This is a genomic window from Sorangium sp. So ce406, assembly GCF_051474675.1.
Taxonomy (GTDB): domain Bacteria; phylum Myxococcota_A; class Polyangia; order Polyangiales; family Polyangiaceae; genus Sorangium; species Sorangium cellulosum_G.
Genome location: NZ_CP150340.1, coordinates 8,708,195 through 8,725,363, shown reverse-complemented (window position 1 = coordinate 8,725,363; position 17,169 = coordinate 8,708,195). Strand labels below are relative to the sequence as shown.

Genomic DNA, 17,169 nt, shown 5'->3' with positions numbered 1-17,169 from the left:
TCCTCGGATCCTGCGTTACCCACGGCCCGCGCCGCGGGGCAAGCGCGACGGCGCGGCGGCGCCGAGGAGCGCCCCGCGCTCGGCGAGGTCGCTCAGCAGGGCCGCGGTGCTCTCCAGCACCGGGTCGTCGACCGGCCGCCCCAGCGCGGCGCAGCCCTCGACCACCGCGTCCCGGAGCGCGGCGCCCGCGAGGAGCCGGCCGAGGATCTCGGCCGCGAGCGGCGTGAGCTCCAGGAAGCGGACCTCGTGCCCGGCGTCGCGGTACACGAGCAGGCTCGTCGGCTCGCGGACCGGCACGTCGCGCGCCGCCTCGCCGCCCTCCAGCCGGTGCACCGCGTGCTCGTGGCGCACGAGCGCCGCGGCCCGCTGGAAGCGCGCCCCCCGGTCCAGCGAGAGCTCCTCGCCGGACGCCGGCGCGCCCGCCGTCGCGTCCTGCGCCCCCGGCGCGCCCGCCGCCGCGTCCTGCGCCCCCGGCGCGCCCGCCGGCCCGCCGGCCTCGTCGCCGTCCGGCTCGGCGCACGACGCCGCGAAGGCGGCGAGCTCGTGGCGCGCGAGATCCGCGAGGTACGCGGGCACCTCCGGGTCCTCGGCCCAGCGCGGCGCCGCGAAGCCCACGAACTCGAACGCGACGTCGCGGAGGTAGCGCGACCGGGGCAGCTCCACCTCGAGGAAGCGCGCCACGTCCGCCTCGAACCGCGCGCCGAGCCGCGCCGCGGTCCGCGGGATCCCGGCGCGGATCGCGCCCGTCAGCCCGCGCCGGATCAGGCTCCGGTAGAGCAGCAGCCGCCCGGGCGGGAGCGAGGCCATCGCCTCGAGGTCCGCCCCCTCGACCCCGGCGCGGGCGAGCCACGCGCGCGGATCGGCCGCGATCGCCGCCTCGTCCGGCTCGCTCACGCTGCGCTGGAGCGCCCGCTGCAGCGCCGCGAGCTCCGGCGGCGGCTGGTTCGACGTCTCGCTCGTCCCGCGCGTCCCGCGCGTCCCGCCCGCCGCGCGCGCCGCGCTCACGCCCCGGCCTCCCGCGCGGCGAGCCCGCGCCGGTACGCCGCCTCGACCTCGGCGCGCTCCGCGAGCAGCGCCTCGAGCGGCGGCACGTCGTTGTCGCGCTCGAGCACGACCGGCACCGGCCCGGTCCGCGCGACGGCGCGGGCGAGCAGGTCGAGCACGGGCGCGATCACCGGCGCGCCGTGCGTGTCGACGAGGACGCCCGCGTCGTCGCGCCACTCGTGCCCCGCGACGTGCATCGACACGACGCGGCCGGCCGGGATCTTCTCGAGCAGCGCGGCCGCGTCGACGCCGTGGTTCCGGGCGTTCACGTAGAGGTTGTTCACGTCGAGCAGCAGCCCGCAGCCGGCGCGCTCGAGCACCTCGCCGAGGAAGTCGACCTCGTCGAGCGCGGCGCGGCCCGGGGCCAGGTAGTAGGTGATGTTCTCGATCGCCATGGGCCGCTCGAGCCGGTCCTCCGCCTCGCGGATGCGCGCCGCGGCGTGCGCGGCGGCCGCGGAGGTGAGCGGCAGCGGCAAGAGGTCGTGGACGAACCTGCCGTCGACGCCGGAGAAGCACAGGTGGTCGCTGTGGAACGGCGGGTCGAGCTGCCCAAGGAACCGCCCGAGCTCGCGCAGGTAGCCGGCGTCGAGCGGGTCGACCCCGCCGACCGACATCGTGAGCCCGTGCGTCAGGATCGCGCAGCGCTCCCGGACGCGCGCGATCGCGGCGGGGAAGTAGCCGCCGCGGCGCATGTAGTTCTCGGGGGAGAGCTCGAAGAAGGGGACGGGCAGCGCCGCGCCGCCGTCGAGCAGCTCGAGCACCTCGTCGAGGAACTCCCAGCGGAGCCCGAGGCCGACGCCGGTGAGCGCGCTGCCGGTCATGGGGGGCACGGGGAGGGCGGGCCGACGGGGGTCAGCCGCAGGTGCCCTGGCCACACCCCGCGTGGCCGGGCTTCTTGCCGGCCGCCTTCTTCGCGGCGGGCTTGGCCGCCGGGGCGGCGGCGGGCGGCGTGGGCGCGGTGGGGGCCGGGGTGGCCGTGGGCGCGGCCATCGGCGAGGTCGCCGCGGACTGCACGTCGGTCGGCGGCGCGGGGGCCGGCGGCGCGGCCTCCGGCGCGGCGACGTTCGCGCCCGCGGCCGCGTCGCCGGAGGTGGTCTCGGCCGGGGCGGCGGGCGCGGCCGGCTCGGCGGGCACGGCCTCCTGCTCGGCGGGGACCTCGGTGGCGTTGACCGGCGCCTGCGCGCCGCCGCAGCCGCTCATCACCATGGCGCCGGTGCTCAGCGCGGCGAGGGTCTCGTAAATGCTCTTCTTCGACAGCATCGTGTGCTCCTCTGGTTCTCGTGATCGACGGGCCTGCACCCCCTACGGGCGAGGCGTGATCCGGTTTCACGGCGGCGTCCGGAGCCCCGTTCCATCTCAGACCCGCCGCGGCGCCGCAACGGCTCACTGGCGGCGCCGCGGCGGCTCACCGGCGGCTCACCGGCGACGCCGCGGCGGCTCACCGGCGGCGCCGCAGCGGCTCACCGGCGTGGCCGCGACGGCTCACGGCGGACGGCGCGCGGCGCCATCTCGGGGCGCTGCGGCCGCACGGGCGCGGGCGTGGGCGGCGGGGCGGAGGCGCCGGACCTGCGCTGCACAGCTCCATGTGGCCTGAGGTGTGCACACGGCGGTCGTCGTGGTCGGAACACCGGTCACGGATCCAACAGGGGGAGGACTCATGAGCACGCGACGACGCGCGGCGGCGGCCATGGCCGCCGCCGCCACGATGGCGCTCGCCGGCGCAGCGGCGGCGCAGGGCGCGGGGCGCGCGGAACAGCGCGATCGGCCGGCGGGCAACGTCCCTCCGGCGGACCGGCCGCTCATCCGGCGGATCCCCGAGCCCGCGGTCGCGGTCGAGGGCGGCTTCGGCATGCTCGGGTACGTGGGCGGCACCGCGGGCGTCGGGCCCACCTGGAACGTGCGCGTGACCGGGACCATGTCGCCGCGCGTGGCGATCGAGGGCAACTACATCGGCTCGGTCAACGAGCGCGCGACGGTGGCCAGGTCGCTCGTGATGACCTCGTTCGACGCGGGGGTGCGCTACAACGTCCTGCGCGCCGACGACGCGATCGTGCAGCCGTTCGTCGTCGCGGGCGTGGGCTACACGGGCTGGGCGGGCGAGGGCGGCGACGCCTTCGCGCTGGCGGTGCCGCTCACCGTCGGGGTGGAGCGGCTCGTCACGCGCAACGTCAAGCTGGGCGCCCGGCTGAGCTTCCGCCCCGCGTTCTTCGACGACCTCTCCGTGCGCGGCGCCGCGAACCAGACGGGTGGGGATAGCTGGGCGCTGCTCGCGCACGGCGGCGGCGCGTTCTGATCGAGAGCGCGGCGCGCGCGGCGGCCTCCCGGGCGGAGGCGAAAGCGGCGAGGAGACGGCGTTCCGTGGAGTAGTCTGCCGGGCGCGCCGGGCGGCGACCTGCCTTCCGGGTTCCCGGCCGGACCTCACCCACGGAGAACGACGGCATGAACACGCGCAGCAGCTCGCCCCGGCGGGCCCTGTTCTTCTTCTTCACGGCCCTCGCGCTGGCGAGCGCCGCGTGCACGCCCCAGTCGCAGGCCACGCAGGGGACGACGGCCACGGGCGCCAGGCCGGAAACGGACACGGCCGCCAGGCACGAGAACGACTGCTCGACCGGGCCGCTCCTCGACTGCCCTGAGGGGCAGCTCGACGGCTGCGCTAACGGGACGACCACCGAGCACCGCTGCGTGGAGGCGGGGCCGGGGAAGTGCCTCGACATCCGGGCGGCGCTCGTGAAATGCCAGGACGGCGAGGTCCTGACCCACGACGGGTGCCCCGGTCCCGCGTACATGAAGCGGTGCGCGCCCAGAGCCACGCAGCAGCAGTGAGCGGCGGCGCTCCGCCGGCGTCGGGGTGGCGCGCAGCCCCGCGAGCGCCGTGCGCCCGGGCGCTGCCGGTCGACCGCTCGGCGGGACAGCACCCGGCACCATGCTCGCCCGCCGGCAAAGGCGGACAGCGCGCGAGTCCCGAATCACCATCGAGTGCTCGGGGCGTTGCAACTTTCATAAATTGTCACGCTCCGGATCAATTTCCAATTTTTCATTGTAGAGCCCGGTGCGCTTGCGATATGGGTGATCGCAAGCGTTCGGCGGGCGACGCTCTCGTGGGTCGGGGAGGCTCTCGGGAACGATATGATGATCGCGGGGATCGGCAAGACGCTGATCCATCTCCTGAGGGATGGATATCAGGACCGCCACGGCGGCCTGCAGGGCCTGTCGTTCGAGCTCTTCACGACCACGAGTTTCGAGGGTGTGCCCGCAAACAAGGTGTCGCTCTTCCTATATCGGGTCGAGATTGATCCGACGCGTCGATACAAGGAGATCCCGCCGGCGACTCCGGCGGATCCTCCGCGCACCGCCCTCGCGCTCGACCTGCGTTATCTCCTGACCGTCTGGATGGCCGACGCCGAGCGCGAGCACCAGATCCTCCAGGACTGCATCGAGATCCTCGAGGAGCGGGCCATCGTGTCCGGCCCGCTGCTCGATCCGGCTTATTCCTGGCAGCCTGAAGACGCGCTGCGGGTGTACCTCGACACCCTCTCCCACGAGGACATGATGCGTCTCTGGGATCTGCTCGATCCCAAGTATCGGCTCAGCGTCCCCTATGTCGTCCGGACGGCCAAGCTGTCGCCGGCGACGGCCGCCGCCTCGGCCCCGCCGGTCCTCGCGCGGACGAGCGTCTACTCCCCGAGGCTGCCTTGATCCCGCCGGGCAGCGCGGAGCGGCTCGCGTCCGTCGGCTCGCTCGCCGTGCGCCCGACTGCCTACCTCGGTCGCAATGGGGGCGGGCCGTTCGCCACCATGAACGAGCCCATCCCCGGCCTCTCTGTCGCGATCTCCGGCCGCAAGGCTCGACCCGTGTTCCACCGGACAACAAACGTTTACGGCTTCCTCGATCTGCCCGGCGGTCCGGCCCGCGTCGAGGTGACCGATCCGGAAGGGCGTTATCTGCCGAGAGCGCTCCTCGTCGACCTGCCGGACCGGCTGCCCCTCGCCGCCGCGCTGTCGCGGGGCGCCTCGGCGCTCCCGGCCGTCGCGGCGCCGCCGTTCATCGCCGCGCCGCTGCGCCCCTCGCCGCGCGCCCGCTCGCGCGAGCCGCGCGCGGCGATCTTCGGCAGGGTGACGACGCCCGGTGGCGCGCCCTGCCCCTTCGCCTGGGTCAGCGCCACGACCGCGCAGGGCGCGTACGTCACGTACGCCGACGAGCGCGGGGAGTACCTCGCGCCGCTGCCGTTCCTGCGCGCCGTGGTGTCCGTCGTGGATCCGCACCTCCCCGGCGACGGCGACGACGATCTCGATATCACGTCGACGTTCGACGTCTCCGTGCGCGCATATCGCCGCGTCACGCCGCCGCCCGAGGGGCGGCCGCTCGAAGGGTTCCTGGACGAGATCGACACCGTCTCGCCCTCGGATCCCGCGTTCGCCGCTGTCTACGGGGTGGGTAGCCTCTTCGAGGCCACCCTCGCCGTCAAGCTCGATACCCACGTTCGATTGGACCTGCTGCCCGCCTGAAGGGGTGGACGATGCCCGAATATCTGTCGCCTGGCGTATACATCGAGGAAACCAGCTTTCGCGCGAAGTCGATCCAGGGCGTCGCCACGTCGACGGCCGGCTTCGTTGGAGCCTGCCGCTTCGGGCCCGTCCAGGGCCCGCCGCCGCTCGTGACGTCGTTCGAGGAGTTTCGCCGCACCTTCGGCGGGATCGAGGACGTCGTGCTCGCCGGCACCCCCACGACCAACTACCTCGCGCACGCCGTCAAATCGTTCTTCGACAACGGGGGACAGCGGCTCTACATCGCGCGCGTCTTCAAGACGTCGACGGGCGACGGCGTCGCGAGGAGCCCCATCCTGCTCAAGGAGGGCGCGGCCATCACCACGACCACCAAGAACGTCGGCGCGGCGAGCGCCAACGACTTCTCGGCGGGCACGGTGCCGCTCAACCCTCGCTTCGTGGCCCGTCACCCGGGCGTCGAGGGCAACCTGCAGGTGTCCATCTCCGGAAAGCGCGGCAGCAACGCGCTCACCGGCGGCAAGCTCGTCGGCCTCAAGCCGGGCGACATCGTGGAGGTGAGCGCGTCGGCCAGGCCGGCGCCGGTCACGAACAGCGCCGGCACATCGCCGCTCGTCGCGGCCAACCTGCGCTGGGTCCAGGTCAATGACCTCGGCCAGCCCCAGCTCGTGAACGCCGCGGGCGTCGTCGTCGCCCCCGGCGCGACCGACGCGGTGCAGCGCGTGACGCTCACCGTGCAGGTGGGTAATCCGGGCGCCCGCATCGACACCTACGCCGGCATCTCCACGCACCCGCGCTCGGCGAGCTACCTCCTCACCGTCCTCCGGCGCAACGATCCGAGCGACTCCTCGGCACGCGTGGCCTTCGAAGTCGATCTGCCGCCCGCGCCGGCCGATCCGACGAGCACCCTCGCCGAGGCCGATTTCGACGAGCTGCTCGTGAGGTTGATCGAGTGGGGCTCGGCCACGCTGGCGGGCGGCAACGACGGCGCCGTGCCCACGAGCACCGAATACAAGGGCGCGGGCGTCGACGCCACGGTGACAGGCCTCGTGGCGCTCGGGGAGATCGAGGACATCGCCATCGTGGCCGCGCCGGGGCACAGCGCCTACGGGGCCGACACCGCCAGGCAGGCCGTCCGCAACGAGCTCATCACCCACTGCGAGACCCTCAAGTACCGGTTCGCGATCCTCTCCGCCGCGAACGGGCTCGATGAGGCGGGGATCCGCAGCGTCCGCAGCCAGCACGACACCTCCCACGCGGCGCTCTATTTCCCGTGGGTCGTCGTGCCAGATCCGTTCAGCGCCACCGGCGAGGTCCTCGAGCTGCCGCCCGAGGGCTCGGTCGCCGGCATCTACGCCCGGACCGACGTCGAGCGCGGCGTCCACAAGGCGCCCGCCAACGAGGTCGTCCGCGACGCGCTCCGCTTCAGCCGCCGCATCAACACGGGACAGCAGGACACCCTCAACCCCGAGGGGATCAACTGCCTGCGCTCCTTCGAGGGGCGCGGAAACCGCGTGTGGGGCGCGCGGACGATGAGCTCCGATCCCGAGTGGATGTACGTCAACGTCCGGCGGCTCTTCATCTACCTGGAGCACTCCATCGAGAAGAACACCAAGTGGGCGGTGTTCGAGCCGAACAACGAGAGCCTGTGGCTCAAGGTCCGGCTCACCATCGAGTCGTTCCTGCTCGAGACGTGGCGGACCGGCGCGCTCATGGGCCGCAAGCCGGAGGAAGCATATTTCGTGCGCTGCGATCGCTCGACCATGACCCAGAGCGATCTCGACAACGGGCGGCTCGTCGTGCTCATCGGCGTGGCGCCCACCAAACCGGCGGAGTTCGTCGTCTTCCGGATTGGCCAGTGGACCGCGGACGCGGCCGTCGTGTGACGGCGCGGGATGGAGGATGGCAATGGCGGTTTTCAGAGACGACCCCTACGGCGCGTTCAACTACAAGGTCACCATCACGCCGGCCTCCGGGGACGAGATCCGCGGCGGGTTCTCCGACGTGAGCGGGCTGAACACGGAGATCCAGCACGCCGACTACCGGGAAGGGACCGACGCCGGCAATTTCCCGCGGAAGGTCCTCACGACGTACAAGGTCGGTGACGTCACCCTGAAGCGCGGGCTCGTCGGCAGCCTCGACGTGTTCCGGTGGGTTGACAAGGCGCGGAAGGGAGAGCCGGACGCCAAGGCGGCCGTCGTGATCGAGCTCCGGAACGAGGCGAACCGCGACACGGTGGCGACGTGGAAGCTCCTGAACGCGCGGCCCACGAAGTGGACCGGCCCCACCCTCGCCGCCAAGGGCGGGACCGACGTCGCCATGGAAGAGCTCGTGCTTCTCTGCGAAGACATCCTCTTCGAATGATCGACGATGGCAGTCGCGAATCCCTATCGGCGCGGTGTCCCGCCCGGCGTCTATGAGGATCGCCCGGCCGTCGCGCGCCTCGCCGAGGTGCGCATGGACGTCGCGGCGTTCATCGGCCTCGCCGAGCGCGGCCCCGTCGATCGCGCCGTCCCGCTGAGCTCGTTCGACGACTACCTCGCGTGGTTCGGGGCGCCCGGCGGGGGGCGCATGCTCGGCCAGGCGGTCCACGGCTTCTTCGCGAACGGCGGCCGCCGCTGCGTCGTCGCCCGCGCCGTCGACGTCGCCAACGCCAGGCGCGCGGCGTGGCAGGTCCCGGCGCTGGCCCGCGACGTCGTCGGGCTGCCCGCGCCGGTCCTGGCCGCGCGCGATCCGGGGGCGTGGGGCAACCACCTCTCGATCCGGCTGCGGTTCACCCAGCGCCAGGCGGGGCTCATCGCGGCGCCCGGGATCGCCTGGCCCGAGGTCGCGCTGGGCGACCCCGGCGTGGCCGCGGGCGCGACGTTGCGCCGCGTCTTCGTCTCCGGCGGCGCGCTCGTCGAGGAGGTCGGCCTCGTCGCGTCGGTGGAGCGCCGCGCCGGCGGCCTGCGCGTCGGCTTGGTCTCCGGGTTGACCGATCCAGGGCCCGACCTCGCCCGCGTCACCGAGGTGCGGTGCGAGCTGACCGTCTCCGTCCCGAGGTGGACCGAGCGGTTCGCCGACCTCGCGCTGTCGCCGCTGCACCCCGCCTACGCGCCGGACGTGCTCGAGGGGGGCGACGGGCGCGGGCAGGGCTCGCGGCTCGTGTCGGCCGGTGGGCCGCGCGATCGATGGCTGCCGCGCGCCGGCCTGCTGCTGCGGGGGGAGCGCGAGCTCGCCCTCGTCGCCGACGATCTCGCGGCGGGGGGCGATCGGATAGCGCGCGGCGACGACGCCGGCCCGACGACGGGCACGGCGGTCTTCTTCGCGCCGGGCGAGGGGGGCCTCACGCCGCTCGAGGCGCTCGACGCCCACGACGAGGCCAGCGAGGCGGAGCCGATATCGATGGTGGCGCTGCCCGACCTCGTGCACGTCCGCTCGGCCGAGGCGCCCGTCGAGCCGACGGACCTCGGCGCCGACCCGTCGGCGACCGTCTTCGACCTGTGCACGCCCCCCGCGGCCGTGCACGGCGTGGCGCGTCCGGCGGAGTACCCGCTGCTCGCGATCACGCGCTCCGGCGCGCGCGACGAGACCCGCGCTCGCCAGGCCGAGCTCGTCCGCGCGTGCGAGGGCCGCGAGCTCGCCCGCAACGCGGGGCGGGCCACCTCGTGGGGCCGCGTCGCGCTCCTCGATCTGCCGCCCGGGCTGACCGCGGGAGAGATCGTGCTGTGGCGGCAGGCGGTGCGCTCCGATCTCGGCTGCGCCGCGCTGTTCGCGCCGTACCTGCGCGCCGCTCCGGCGGAGGACCCGCTGGCGCCGCTCGTCACCGCGCCGCCCTGCGGGGCGTGCGCGGGCATCGTCGCGCGCGTCGAGCGCGAGCGGGGCGTGTCCTGGGCCCCCGCGAACGCCCCCGTCGCCGACGCCGTCTCGCTCTTCCGCGACGGCCTGCTGCCCGACGCCGGCTTCCTCCACGAGTCGCGCGTCAACCTGATCCGGCCGACCGAGAAGGGCCTCTTCCTGCTCGGCTCGCGCACGACCAGCGACGACGCCGAGTGGACGCACCTCTCCGTGCGCCGGCTGATCCACTGGCTCGAGCGGCAGCTCGCGATCGACACCCGGTGGGCCGTGTTCGAGCCGAACGGCCGCATCCTGTGGAGCCGCCTCGTCCGCGGCGTGGAGCACCGGCTCGACGGCCTCGTGAGCGCGGGCGCGCTCGCGGGCAGGACGCGCGAGTCCTCGTACTTCGTGCGGTGCTCCGGCGCCGCGAGCCCCGGGGATCGCGGCGCCGGCCGCGTGGTCGTGGAGGTCGGCGTCGCGCCCAGCGCGCCCGCCGAGTTCGTGGTCTTCCAGCTCGTGCAGGGGGTCGACGGCACCAGCCTGGTGGAGGAGCTGCCCCGTGGCTGAGATCCTCTCGCTCTTCAACTTCGAGGTCCACATCACCGCCTCGGGCCGCGGCGGGGACGAGGCGCTCGCGCGGTGCGCGGCCTTCTCCGAGGTCCAGGGGCTCGAGGCCAACATCGAGGTCCGCGAGCTGCGCGAGGGCGGCTACAACCTCGGCGTCCGCCGGCTGGTGGCCAAGACCTCGCACCCGAACCTCGTGCTCAAGCGCGGGGTGACGCTCGATCGCAGCTTCTGGGCGTGGGTCGAGCGCTGCCTCGACGGCACGTTCCCGCTGCCGTACGTGAGCGGCTCCGTCCTCCAGTTCCCGCCGGGCCAGGACCGCGACGCGGCGGAGCCGGCGCGCTACCGCTTCACGAACGGGATCGTCACCAAGGTGAAGGCGGCGGATCTCCAGGCCACCTCGACCACCAACGTCGCGATCGAGGAGCTCCACATCGCTCACGAGGGGCTCACCCGGGTGGCGCCATGAGCGTGGAGCTGCGCCGCGCCGAGCTCGTCCCCTTCCAGGAAAGCGGCAACCAGGCCGACGAGGGGTCGAAGATCGTCCTCGATTTCAACCCCGAGACGCTGACCATCCGCGTCCAGAACTCGCTCCAGGACGTGCCCGGCCGCAAGGGCCGGCAGCGGACGCAGTTCGTCGGATCGAGCACGTCGACGCTGACGTTCGACGCGTACTTCGACAGCACGCGGCCGAAGAACGAGCCCGGCGAGGAGGGCGGCGAGCGCGAGGAGGACCTCGACGTCCGCGAGCGGACGAAGAAGATCGCCGCGCTCCTCCAGGTCTCCGACCCGGACGCGCAGCACCCCGCGCCGCGCCGCGTGCAGTTCCGGTGGGGGAGCATCGTCTTCGAGGGCGTCTTCGACAGCTACACCGAGGTCCTCGAGTACTTCTCGCCCGAGGGCGTCCCGCTCCGCGCCAAGGTCTCCATCTCGCTCAAGGAGCAGAAGTTCGAGTACCAGGTCGACTCCACGAAGCGCGCTCAGCTCGCGACCTTCCGCGGGGGAGGGGGGAGCGACCGCGGCGCCGGGCCGCGCGGCGTGGGGGACGCGCTCTCCGGGGTCGGTGCGGGGATCGGCTCGGCGGGCGACGTGGCGGCGCAGAACGGGCTCGACTCGCTCCTCGACATCGGCGCCTCCGCGAGCCTCTCGTTCGACGCGAGCGCGTCGGCGAGCGTCGGTTTCCGCGCCGAGGCGGACCTGGAGCTCGGGATCGGGATCGACCTCGCCGCGAGCGCCGGGGTCTCGCTCGACGTCTCGGCCACGGCGGCCGTCGAGGTGTTCGGCGGCGCGGCGGTGTCGGCGGCGCTCGGCGACGAGGTCGACGTCGCCGCCACGGCGCGGGCGCCCGCGCGCGCCGCCGCCGGGCCGGTGCAGCCTCCGGGACCGCGCCCTGGGTGGGCGCCCGACGGCCCCGCGCCCGGGACGCGCGCGGCGGCGCTCGCGGGCGTGGTCCACGCCGAGCGCGCGTCCGGCGCCCTGCCGGACGTCGCGGACCCGGCGCGCGGCACGTTCTCGGCGACCGCCGTGCCGCCGCGCGCCGGCGCCGCGGGCGCCCCGGTGCCCGTGCGGGGCTCGCCGCCGCGCACGGCGGCGCGCGTGGGCGCGGCCGCCGCGGTGGTCTTTCAGCGGCCGGTGTACCGGCCGGCGTCGGTCGCGTCGCTCGCGGGCGGGCGGCCGCGGTGGGAGGCGCTGCCCGAGGGCGCCGCCCTGCCGACCGCGGGCGCGCGCGCCTGCTGCGCCGCGTGCGGGCGCGCCGCGGTCGCGAGGCCGCCCGGCGAGAGCGCCGGCTGCGGCGCGTGTGGAGGCAAGGCATGGTGAGCGTGGGCGAGGTGCAGACGGACGTGGTGGTGGATGGCGAGGGCGGGCGCTCGAACCCCGCCGCGACCAAGGAAGAGTTGCGCGAGATCGTGCGCGAGCTGCTCGAGGAGATGCTCGAGCGGTACCTGCGCACGGAGGAGCGCGGCGGATGACGCAGGGCGCCTCGACCGGAAGGCTCGTCGTCTCGGCCCGGCCTCGCTTCGAGATCGAGGGCGAGGAGATCTCGCGCCTCGGGACCGACCTCCTCCGGCTGGAGGTCGCGCACGACGAGGAGGGCATGGCGCGGATGGAGGCGACGCTGCTCAACTGGGGGCGCAAGGAAGAGAGCGAGGCGCCGGGGTTCCTGTACTTCGACCGGGAGACGCTCGACCTCGGCAAGCGCATCGTCGTGAAGGCCGGGAACGAGGACACGCTCGCCACGATCTTCGACGGGGCGATCAGCGCGATGGCGGGCGTCTTCCCGGATCTCAGGCCGCCGGAGATCCGCATCAGCGCCGAGGACGCGCTCATGAAGGTGCGCATGCGGGAGCGGACGCGCTTCTACGAGCGCGAGGACGAGGGCGGCATGCTGTCGCGCATCGCCGCGGACCACGGCCTCGACCCGAACGCCGAGGCCGCGGGGTCGGAGCACCGCGAGCTCTGGCAGGTGAACCAGAACGACCTGGCCTTCCTCCGCGAGCGCGCGCGCGCCGCCGACGCGCGGATCGAGCTGTCGGGCCGCGAGCTCCGGCTCGTGCCGCGCCGCAGGCCCTCGGGCGGCGAGCCCATCCGCCTGTCCAAGGAGGACGCGCTGATCCACTTCGAGGCGGTCGCCGATCTGTCCCACCAGCGGACCGAGGTCCGCGTCCACGGGTGGTCCGTCGCCGACAAGGCGCCCATCCACGAGGTGGCGACGGGGGACGACATCGCCGCGGAGTCGCGCGGCGGCGAGACGGGGCCGGCGGTGCTGGACGACCTCGGCTGGACCGCGCCCCTCGATCTGCACCTCGAGGCGCCGGCGACGGCGACCGAGGCGCGCGCCATCGCGCGGGCGGTCGCGCTCCACCGCGCGCGCCGCTTCCTCGTCGGCCGCGGCACCACGGACGGCACGCCGGCCCTCGCCGTGGGCGCGGAGGTCGAGCTTCTCGACGTGGGCGATCTCTTCTCCGGCCGCTGGAACGTGTGCGCGGTGCGCCACACCTGGAACCTCGTCGATGGCCTCCGCACGCACTTCCGCGTCGAGCGCGTGGACCTCGGGGGCAGCGCTTGATCGCCCTCGACCCCAAGGGCCCCGTGTTTCCCACGGAGCGGCACCGGCTGTTCGGGGTGTACCCGGCGATCGTCACCGACGTGAAGGACCCGGATCAGCAGGGCCGCGTAGAGGTGAAGCTCCCCTGGGTCGGCGAGGAGGACAGCCAGCAGGCGAGGGCGTGGGCGCGGCTCGCGACGCTCATGGCGGGCAAGGACCGCGGCACCTGGTTCATCCCCGAGGTGGACGACGAGGTGCTCGTCTCCTTCGTCGCGGGCGATCCCAGGTGGCCCGTGGTCGTGGGCGCGCTCTGGAACGGCAAGGACGCGCCGCCGGAGTCGATGGACGGCGCCGGCGACAACAACGTCCGGTCGATCACGTCCCGCTCCGGCCACAAGCTCGCGTTCGACGACACCTCCGGCGCGGAGGTCGTGCGGATCGAGACCCAGGGGGGCCACTCGGTCGTCCTCGACGACGCGGGCGGCGGCACCATCGAGATCAACCACGCCGGCGGCGCGAAGATCGCGATCGACCCGAGCGGCACCGTCACGATCACGGCCGTCAACCAGGTGAAGGTCGAGGCCCCCGCCGGCATGAAGGTGACCGCCGCGCAGGTCCAGGTCGACGCGGCGCTCTCCAGGTTCAGCGGGGTCGTCCAGGCCGACACCGTGATAACGAACAACGTCGTCTCGGCCACGTACACCCCGGGGGCGGGCAATGTCTGGTAAGGCGAGGGCGATCGTCCTGCCCGCCGACCGCCGCCCCGGCGCGGCCGACGCGGCGATCACCCGCCCGTGGTTCGCGCCCGAGCGCCTCGGCCAGCGCCCGGCGATCTTCACGTTCGTGGGCACCGACGAGAGCTTCGTCGACGCGTTCTTCCGCGGCGTCGCCGCGTCGGGCCCCGGGTTCCGCGCGGGCGCGTTCCCCCGGCTCCTGCCGGCGCGCGACTTCGCCGAGCCGCCGCGGGCGCTCCTCGACGGCAGCGGCGCGCCGGTCTACGCGCGCGCGCACGTCGAGCCGCCGCCGGCCGAGCGGCCCGGCCCGGGCGAGCTGGAGCTCGACGGCGAGACGTCGTTCGAGGCGGCCTTGATCGAGGCGGGCATGGGCGCGACCGTCGATGCGGTCCGGGACGAGGTGTTCCCGCCGCCCGGCGACGCGTCGCGCGCGGCCTGGCTGCGGAAGCTCTACCTGCCCATGCACTGCCACTTCCACGTCGTGGCGTGCGAGCTCTCCTGCGACAGGCCGGGCGCGCCGCGCATCGACGCGAGGCGCGTGATCGAGGCGGGGCTCGTGGTGCGCCGGCTCGTCCCCGACAGGGCCGCCGCGAGGCCGCGCTGGCAGGACTGGGTGGCTTCCCCTCTCGGCGGCGGCAGGTGGGTCGAGATCGCGGGCGAGGACATGAAGACGGTCCACGGGGCCGCGCGCGTCGTGGATCCCGCGGCGCTCCCGGCCGACGTGTTCGGTCCGGCCGACGTCGAGGTGCGCCGCCACCTCGGCGTCGACGCGGCGACGCCGCTCGCCCTCTCCACGTCGGCGCTCGCGCCGGTGCCCGCTGCGGTGGGCGAGGCCGGGCGGCATACGTGCCGGTTCGGCTTCCTGCCGCTGCCCTCCGACAAGGAGCGCGCGGCGCCGGACCCGATCGACGACGTCGCCGTCCTCCGGCCGGGGTTCGCCGCCACCGCCGAGGCCCACCTGAACGAGCGCCTCGTGAGCAAGGCCGCCGAGATCGGCGCGGCCGTGACAGGGGCGCTCCTGCCGCTCCTCGCGGAGCTCCGCGGCTTCCTGCCGCCCGAGCCACCGGACGCCGACGTGGCCGCGGCGAGGGCCGCGGTGGCCGCGGTGCCCGGGGTCGTGTCCGCGGAGATCGACGGGGCCGCGCGCAAGCTGGGGCTCGCGGCGCTGGCGCATTATGCGAACGCCGAGCTCGATACCCTCCCTCCCGGGCTGGCGCGCTGGAGCACGGCTGTCGACCAGGTCGCGACGTTCTTCCTGTCGCCTGCGCCCTACGAGTATCCGCCCGCCGCCCCCGGCTGGGCGAGGGACGCGCTCGCCGCCCGCGGGCCGGAGATGTCGCTGCTCCTGCGCGACGCGGTCCACGAGGTCGTGAAGGCGACGTTGCCGGCCGGCGGCGGGCTCGGCGACCCGATCGAGGGGGCGCTCCTCGTCGCCCTCGTCGTCTGGGTCTGGCGGGAGCGGTACGCGCTCCTCGACGCTTTCTACACGAGCGCGTTCGAAAGCGGGCCCGCGAAGCCCGATTTCAAGCTGCCCGTCATCGACGCGAACGGCAACCTCGTGAGGCCGCGCCCCACGGCCACGGCGCTCGGGCAGGAGCTCGACGCCTGGATCGCGGTGAACGACGCGCGGGCGAGGGAGCCGGTGTTGTGGCCTGCGCCGTCGCTCTCGCCGGGCGCGCTGAAGGTCCACGCGCTCGCGCGGTCGCTCGAGCAGGCGCTGATCGACGTCGGGGCCCAGGGCGCCGGCGCGGGCGGCGGTTACGCGGCGGAGCTCGACGAGCGCGCGCGGGACGTCGAGGCCGCGCTCAACCTCGCGCTCGGCTTCCCGCGGCTCCAGCACCGCGCCCTGAGCGTTTCCGCCGAGCTGGAGCGGGGGCTGCTCGTGTTCCCGGGGACGTCGCCGGACGCGGCCGACATGGCGGCGCTCGTCGCGGCCGTGAAGAAGCGCTACCTCATCGACCTGCCGGCGGAGGCGGTCCGCACCGAGGGCAAGGCGCTCCGCCAGGTCGTCAGGACGCGGTACGACGCGGACAGCCTCTACGCCGTCTTCTGCTACGCGCGGGTCGCGGGGAAGGACCCGTGCGAGCTCCCGCGGGTCGTGTGGAGCCGGCGCTCCGAGGTGTTCTTCCTGGCCGAGCCGATGGACATGCTGGGCCTCAAGCCGGTCGCCGTTCGGCTCCCCGACCTGCCGAAGCTGCTGCGCGACGTCCCCCGCATGAAGCGGGCGCGCGCGCTGCCCTTCGCCGCGATGACCACGCCGCAGAACTCGGGCGTCGTCACGGGCGACGACCCCAAGGACACGGCGCGCGAGTGGGGCATCGCCTGGATCTGCTCGTTCGCGATCCCGGTCTTCACCCTGTGCGCATGGGTGATGTTCCAGCTCATCTTCAGCATCCTCCTGGCGATCCCCGGGTTCGCCTGGATGCTCCTGCTCAAGATCTGTATTCCGGTGCCCGCGCCGAAGAAGACGTGACGGAGCTCAGAATGGCGCTTCGCTCAGTTGCATATCCCTTCATTGCACGCGGCCCCGCCGCAGTCGCCGTCGTCGTCGCAGGGGCTGCCAGGCGTGTTGTTCGTGCAGCAGCCGTCGAAGCAGTTGTCGGTGTCGCACACCTCGTCCACCGCGCATGGGTTGCCGATCCCCCGCTCGTAGCACTGTCCCGCGTAGCAGTTGCCCGTGACGCAGCTGGCTGCGGAAGCGCACACCCTGCCGAGCGGGACCCCCGTGCACATCGCGCCGCCCGTCGCGGCGCTGGCCGTCTCGCCGCCCGCGCCTCCCGCCATGCCGCCGCTGCCGTCCTCCCCGCCGCTGCCCTGGGTCGCCGAGCCGGTCTTGCCCCCTGCGCCGCCGCCGCCCGGGTCGTCCTCGCTCCCGCACCCCGCGATCGCCGCCCAGAGCACCCCAGCCCACAACAACGCTCGCTGTTCCATCGGCCTGTCCCCCCGTGGACGTCGCCCCCCGCGCGGGCGCGGTGCCTTGTACAACAACGCGGTCGCACCGCAAGCGCGCCGCCCGCTCCGGCCCGCGCGCGCGGCGCGCGCCGCGCCGAGAAGGAGGGGTGACCCGTGGCCAACCGCGCCCGCTACGGAACCGGCTTCGCCTTCCCGCTCGCCCCCGGGCCCGGCTTCTCGTGGATCTCCGGCGAGGACGCGGTCGCCCAGGCCCTGCGCACGCTCCTCCTGACGGAGCCCGGCGAGCGCATCGGCCGCCCCACGTACGGCGTGGGCCTGCGCCGCTTCCTCTTCTCGCCCAACAACGTCACGACGCGCGCCCTCATCCGCGACGCGGTCACCACCGCGATCAAGCGCGACGAGCCGCGCGTCCGCCTCGACGCCGTCGACGTCTTTCCCGACACGGCCGAGCCCACGCTCGTGCGCGTCCGCATCCGGTACCTGCTCGCCGACAACCCCGCGCCGCAGAACCTCGTTTTCCCGTTTTACCTCGATGAAGGGAACGCGTAGC

General features: G+C 74.2%; 18 protein-coding genes. 14 read left to right on the top strand and 4 right to left on the bottom strand.

Annotated features, from left to right (window positions below):
• Positions 1-15 precede the first annotated feature (15 nt).
• From WME96_RS32455 to WME96_RS32445, 3 genes are read right to left on the bottom strand one after another with little or no spacing between them, the layout of a single operon-like run.
• Positions 16-1,005: an HvfC/BufC N-terminal domain-containing protein gene (locus WME96_RS32455; protein WP_437285460.1), complete on the bottom strand. Its 990-nt coding sequence runs from the start codon at positions 1,003-1,005 to the stop codon at positions 16-18.
• Positions 1,002-1,865 carry a DUF692 domain-containing protein gene (locus tag WME96_RS32450; RefSeq protein WP_437285459.1) on the bottom strand — a complete coding sequence of 288 codons (864 nt, stop codon included), beginning with the start codon at positions 1,863-1,865 and terminating at the stop codon, positions 1,002-1,004. Before WME96_RS32450 ends, WME96_RS32455 begins: the two co-directional genes overlap by 4 nt.
• Positions 1,866-1,896: 31 nt before the next feature.
• Entirely contained in the window at positions 1,897-2,304 is a 408-nt protein-coding gene (locus WME96_RS32445) for a hypothetical protein (protein ID WP_433928176.1), read from the bottom strand.
• Positions 2,305-2,701: 397 nt separating this feature from the next.
• Here WME96_RS32445 and WME96_RS32440 point away from each other — a divergent pair, with 397 nt between their 5' ends.
• The 13 genes from WME96_RS32440 to WME96_RS32380 all read left to right on the top strand — a co-directional run bounded on the left by WME96_RS32440 (position 2,702) and on the right by WME96_RS32380 (position 16,179).
• On the top strand, positions 2,702-3,337 hold the full coding sequence (locus WME96_RS32440) for a hypothetical protein (RefSeq protein WP_437285458.1): 636 nt from the start codon (positions 2,702-2,704) through the stop codon (positions 3,335-3,337).
• Between the two features lie 146 nt (positions 3,338-3,483).
• Positions 3,484-3,867, top strand: coding sequence for a hypothetical protein (locus tag WME96_RS32435; protein WP_437285457.1), 384 nt, complete (start codon positions 3,484-3,486; stop codon positions 3,865-3,867).
• Positions 3,868-4,170: 303 nt separating this feature from the next.
• Positions 4,171-4,740, top strand: coding sequence for a DUF4255 domain-containing protein (locus WME96_RS32430; RefSeq protein ID WP_437285456.1), 570 nt, complete (start codon positions 4,171-4,173; stop codon positions 4,738-4,740).
• A complete protein-coding gene (locus tag WME96_RS32425) occupies positions 4,737-5,549 on the top strand; it encodes a hypothetical protein (RefSeq protein ID WP_437285455.1) in 813 nt (270 codons plus the stop codon). The genes WME96_RS32430 and WME96_RS32425 overlap by 4 nt, the downstream gene beginning before the upstream one ends.
• 11 nt (positions 5,550-5,560) lie before the next feature.
• Positions 5,561-7,432, top strand: a complete 1,872-nt coding sequence (locus tag WME96_RS32420; RefSeq protein ID WP_437285454.1) for a phage tail sheath family protein — start codon at positions 5,561-5,563, stop codon at positions 7,430-7,432.
• 22 nt (positions 7,433-7,454) lie between these two features.
• Positions 7,455-7,910, top strand: coding sequence for a phage tail protein (locus WME96_RS32415; RefSeq protein WP_437285453.1), 456 nt, complete (start codon positions 7,455-7,457; stop codon positions 7,908-7,910).
• A 6-nt stretch (positions 7,911-7,916) separates the two neighbouring features.
• Positions 7,917-9,929, top strand: a complete 2,013-nt coding sequence (locus WME96_RS32410) for a phage tail sheath family protein (RefSeq protein WP_437285452.1) — start codon at positions 7,917-7,919, stop codon at positions 9,927-9,929.
• Positions 9,922-10,395: a phage tail protein gene (locus WME96_RS32405; RefSeq protein WP_437285451.1), complete on the top strand. Its 474-nt coding sequence runs from the start codon at positions 9,922-9,924 to the stop codon at positions 10,393-10,395. Before WME96_RS32410 ends, WME96_RS32405 begins: the two co-directional genes overlap by 8 nt.
• Complete coding sequence (locus WME96_RS32400; protein ID WP_437285450.1) at positions 10,392-11,744, top strand: CIS tube protein; 1,353 nt, start codon at positions 10,392-10,394, stop codon at positions 11,742-11,744. The genes WME96_RS32405 and WME96_RS32400 overlap by 4 nt, the downstream gene beginning before the upstream one ends.
• On the top strand, positions 11,738-11,896 hold the full coding sequence (locus tag WME96_RS32395; protein ID WP_437285449.1) for a hypothetical protein: 159 nt from the start codon (positions 11,738-11,740) through the stop codon (positions 11,894-11,896). Before WME96_RS32400 ends, WME96_RS32395 begins: the two co-directional genes overlap by 7 nt.
• Entirely contained in the window at positions 11,893-12,993 is a 1,101-nt protein-coding gene (locus WME96_RS32390; RefSeq protein ID WP_437285448.1) for a phage late control D family protein, read from the top strand. Before WME96_RS32395 ends, WME96_RS32390 begins: the two co-directional genes overlap by 4 nt.
• A complete protein-coding gene (locus WME96_RS32385; RefSeq protein ID WP_437285447.1) occupies positions 12,990-13,700 on the top strand; it encodes a phage baseplate assembly protein V in 711 nt (236 codons plus the stop codon). Before WME96_RS32390 ends, WME96_RS32385 begins: the two co-directional genes overlap by 4 nt.
• Positions 13,690-16,179 carry a hypothetical protein gene (locus tag WME96_RS32380; RefSeq protein WP_437285446.1) on the top strand — a complete coding sequence of 830 codons (2,490 nt, stop codon included), beginning with the start codon at positions 13,690-13,692 and terminating at the stop codon, positions 16,177-16,179. The genes WME96_RS32385 and WME96_RS32380 overlap by 11 nt, the downstream gene beginning before the upstream one ends.
• Before the next feature lie 23 nt (positions 16,180-16,202).
• On the opposite strand, the gene WME96_RS32375 is transcribed toward WME96_RS32380, so the two are convergent.
• Positions 16,203-16,637 (bottom strand): hypothetical protein, encoded by a 435-nt coding sequence (locus WME96_RS32375; protein ID WP_437285445.1) that lies wholly within the window; start codon positions 16,635-16,637, stop codon positions 16,203-16,205.
• Positions 16,638-16,772: 135 nt separating this feature from the next.
• Here WME96_RS32375 and WME96_RS32370 point away from each other — a divergent pair, with 135 nt between their 5' ends.
• On the top strand, positions 16,773-17,168 hold the full coding sequence (locus WME96_RS32370; protein ID WP_437285444.1) for a GPW/gp25 family protein: 396 nt from the start codon (positions 16,773-16,775) through the stop codon (positions 17,166-17,168).
• The last annotated feature ends 1 nt before the right edge of the window (position 17,169 follow it).

Bases quoted from the DNA above. Each gene is read 5' to 3' on its own strand.
- WME96_RS32450 (WP_437285459.1), bottom strand. From the start codon at position 1,865: ATGACCGGCAGCGCGCTCACCGGCGTCGGCCTCGGGCTCCGCTGGGAG.
- WME96_RS32445 (WP_433928176.1), bottom strand. From the start codon at position 2,304: ATGCTGTCGAAGAAGAGCATTTACGAGACCCTCGCCGCGCTGAGCACC.
- WME96_RS32440 (WP_437285458.1), top strand. From the start codon at position 2,702: ATGAGCACGCGACGACGCGCGGCGGCGGCCATGGCCGCCGCCGCCACG.
- WME96_RS32435 (WP_437285457.1), top strand. From the start codon at position 3,484: ATGAACACGCGCAGCAGCTCGCCCCGGCGGGCCCTGTTCTTCTTCTTC.
- WME96_RS32430 (WP_437285456.1), top strand. From the start codon at position 4,171: ATGATGATCGCGGGGATCGGCAAGACGCTGATCCATCTCCTGAGGGAT.
- WME96_RS32420 (WP_437285454.1), top strand. From the start codon at position 5,561: ATGCCCGAATATCTGTCGCCTGGCGTATACATCGAGGAAACCAGCTTT.
- WME96_RS32415 (WP_437285453.1), top strand. From the start codon at position 7,455: ATGGCGGTTTTCAGAGACGACCCCTACGGCGCGTTCAACTACAAGGTC.
- WME96_RS32410 (WP_437285452.1), top strand. From the start codon at position 7,917: ATGGCAGTCGCGAATCCCTATCGGCGCGGTGTCCCGCCCGGCGTCTAT.
- WME96_RS32400 (WP_437285450.1), top strand. From the start codon at position 10,392: ATGAGCGTGGAGCTGCGCCGCGCCGAGCTCGTCCCCTTCCAGGAAAGC.
- WME96_RS32395 (WP_437285449.1), top strand. From the start codon at position 11,738: ATGGTGAGCGTGGGCGAGGTGCAGACGGACGTGGTGGTGGATGGCGAG.
- WME96_RS32390 (WP_437285448.1), top strand. From the start codon at position 11,893: ATGACGCAGGGCGCCTCGACCGGAAGGCTCGTCGTCTCGGCCCGGCCT.
- WME96_RS32380 (WP_437285446.1), top strand. From the start codon at position 13,690: ATGTCTGGTAAGGCGAGGGCGATCGTCCTGCCCGCCGACCGCCGCCCC.
- WME96_RS32375 (WP_437285445.1), bottom strand. From the start codon at position 16,637: ATGGAACAGCGAGCGTTGTTGTGGGCTGGGGTGCTCTGGGCGGCGATC.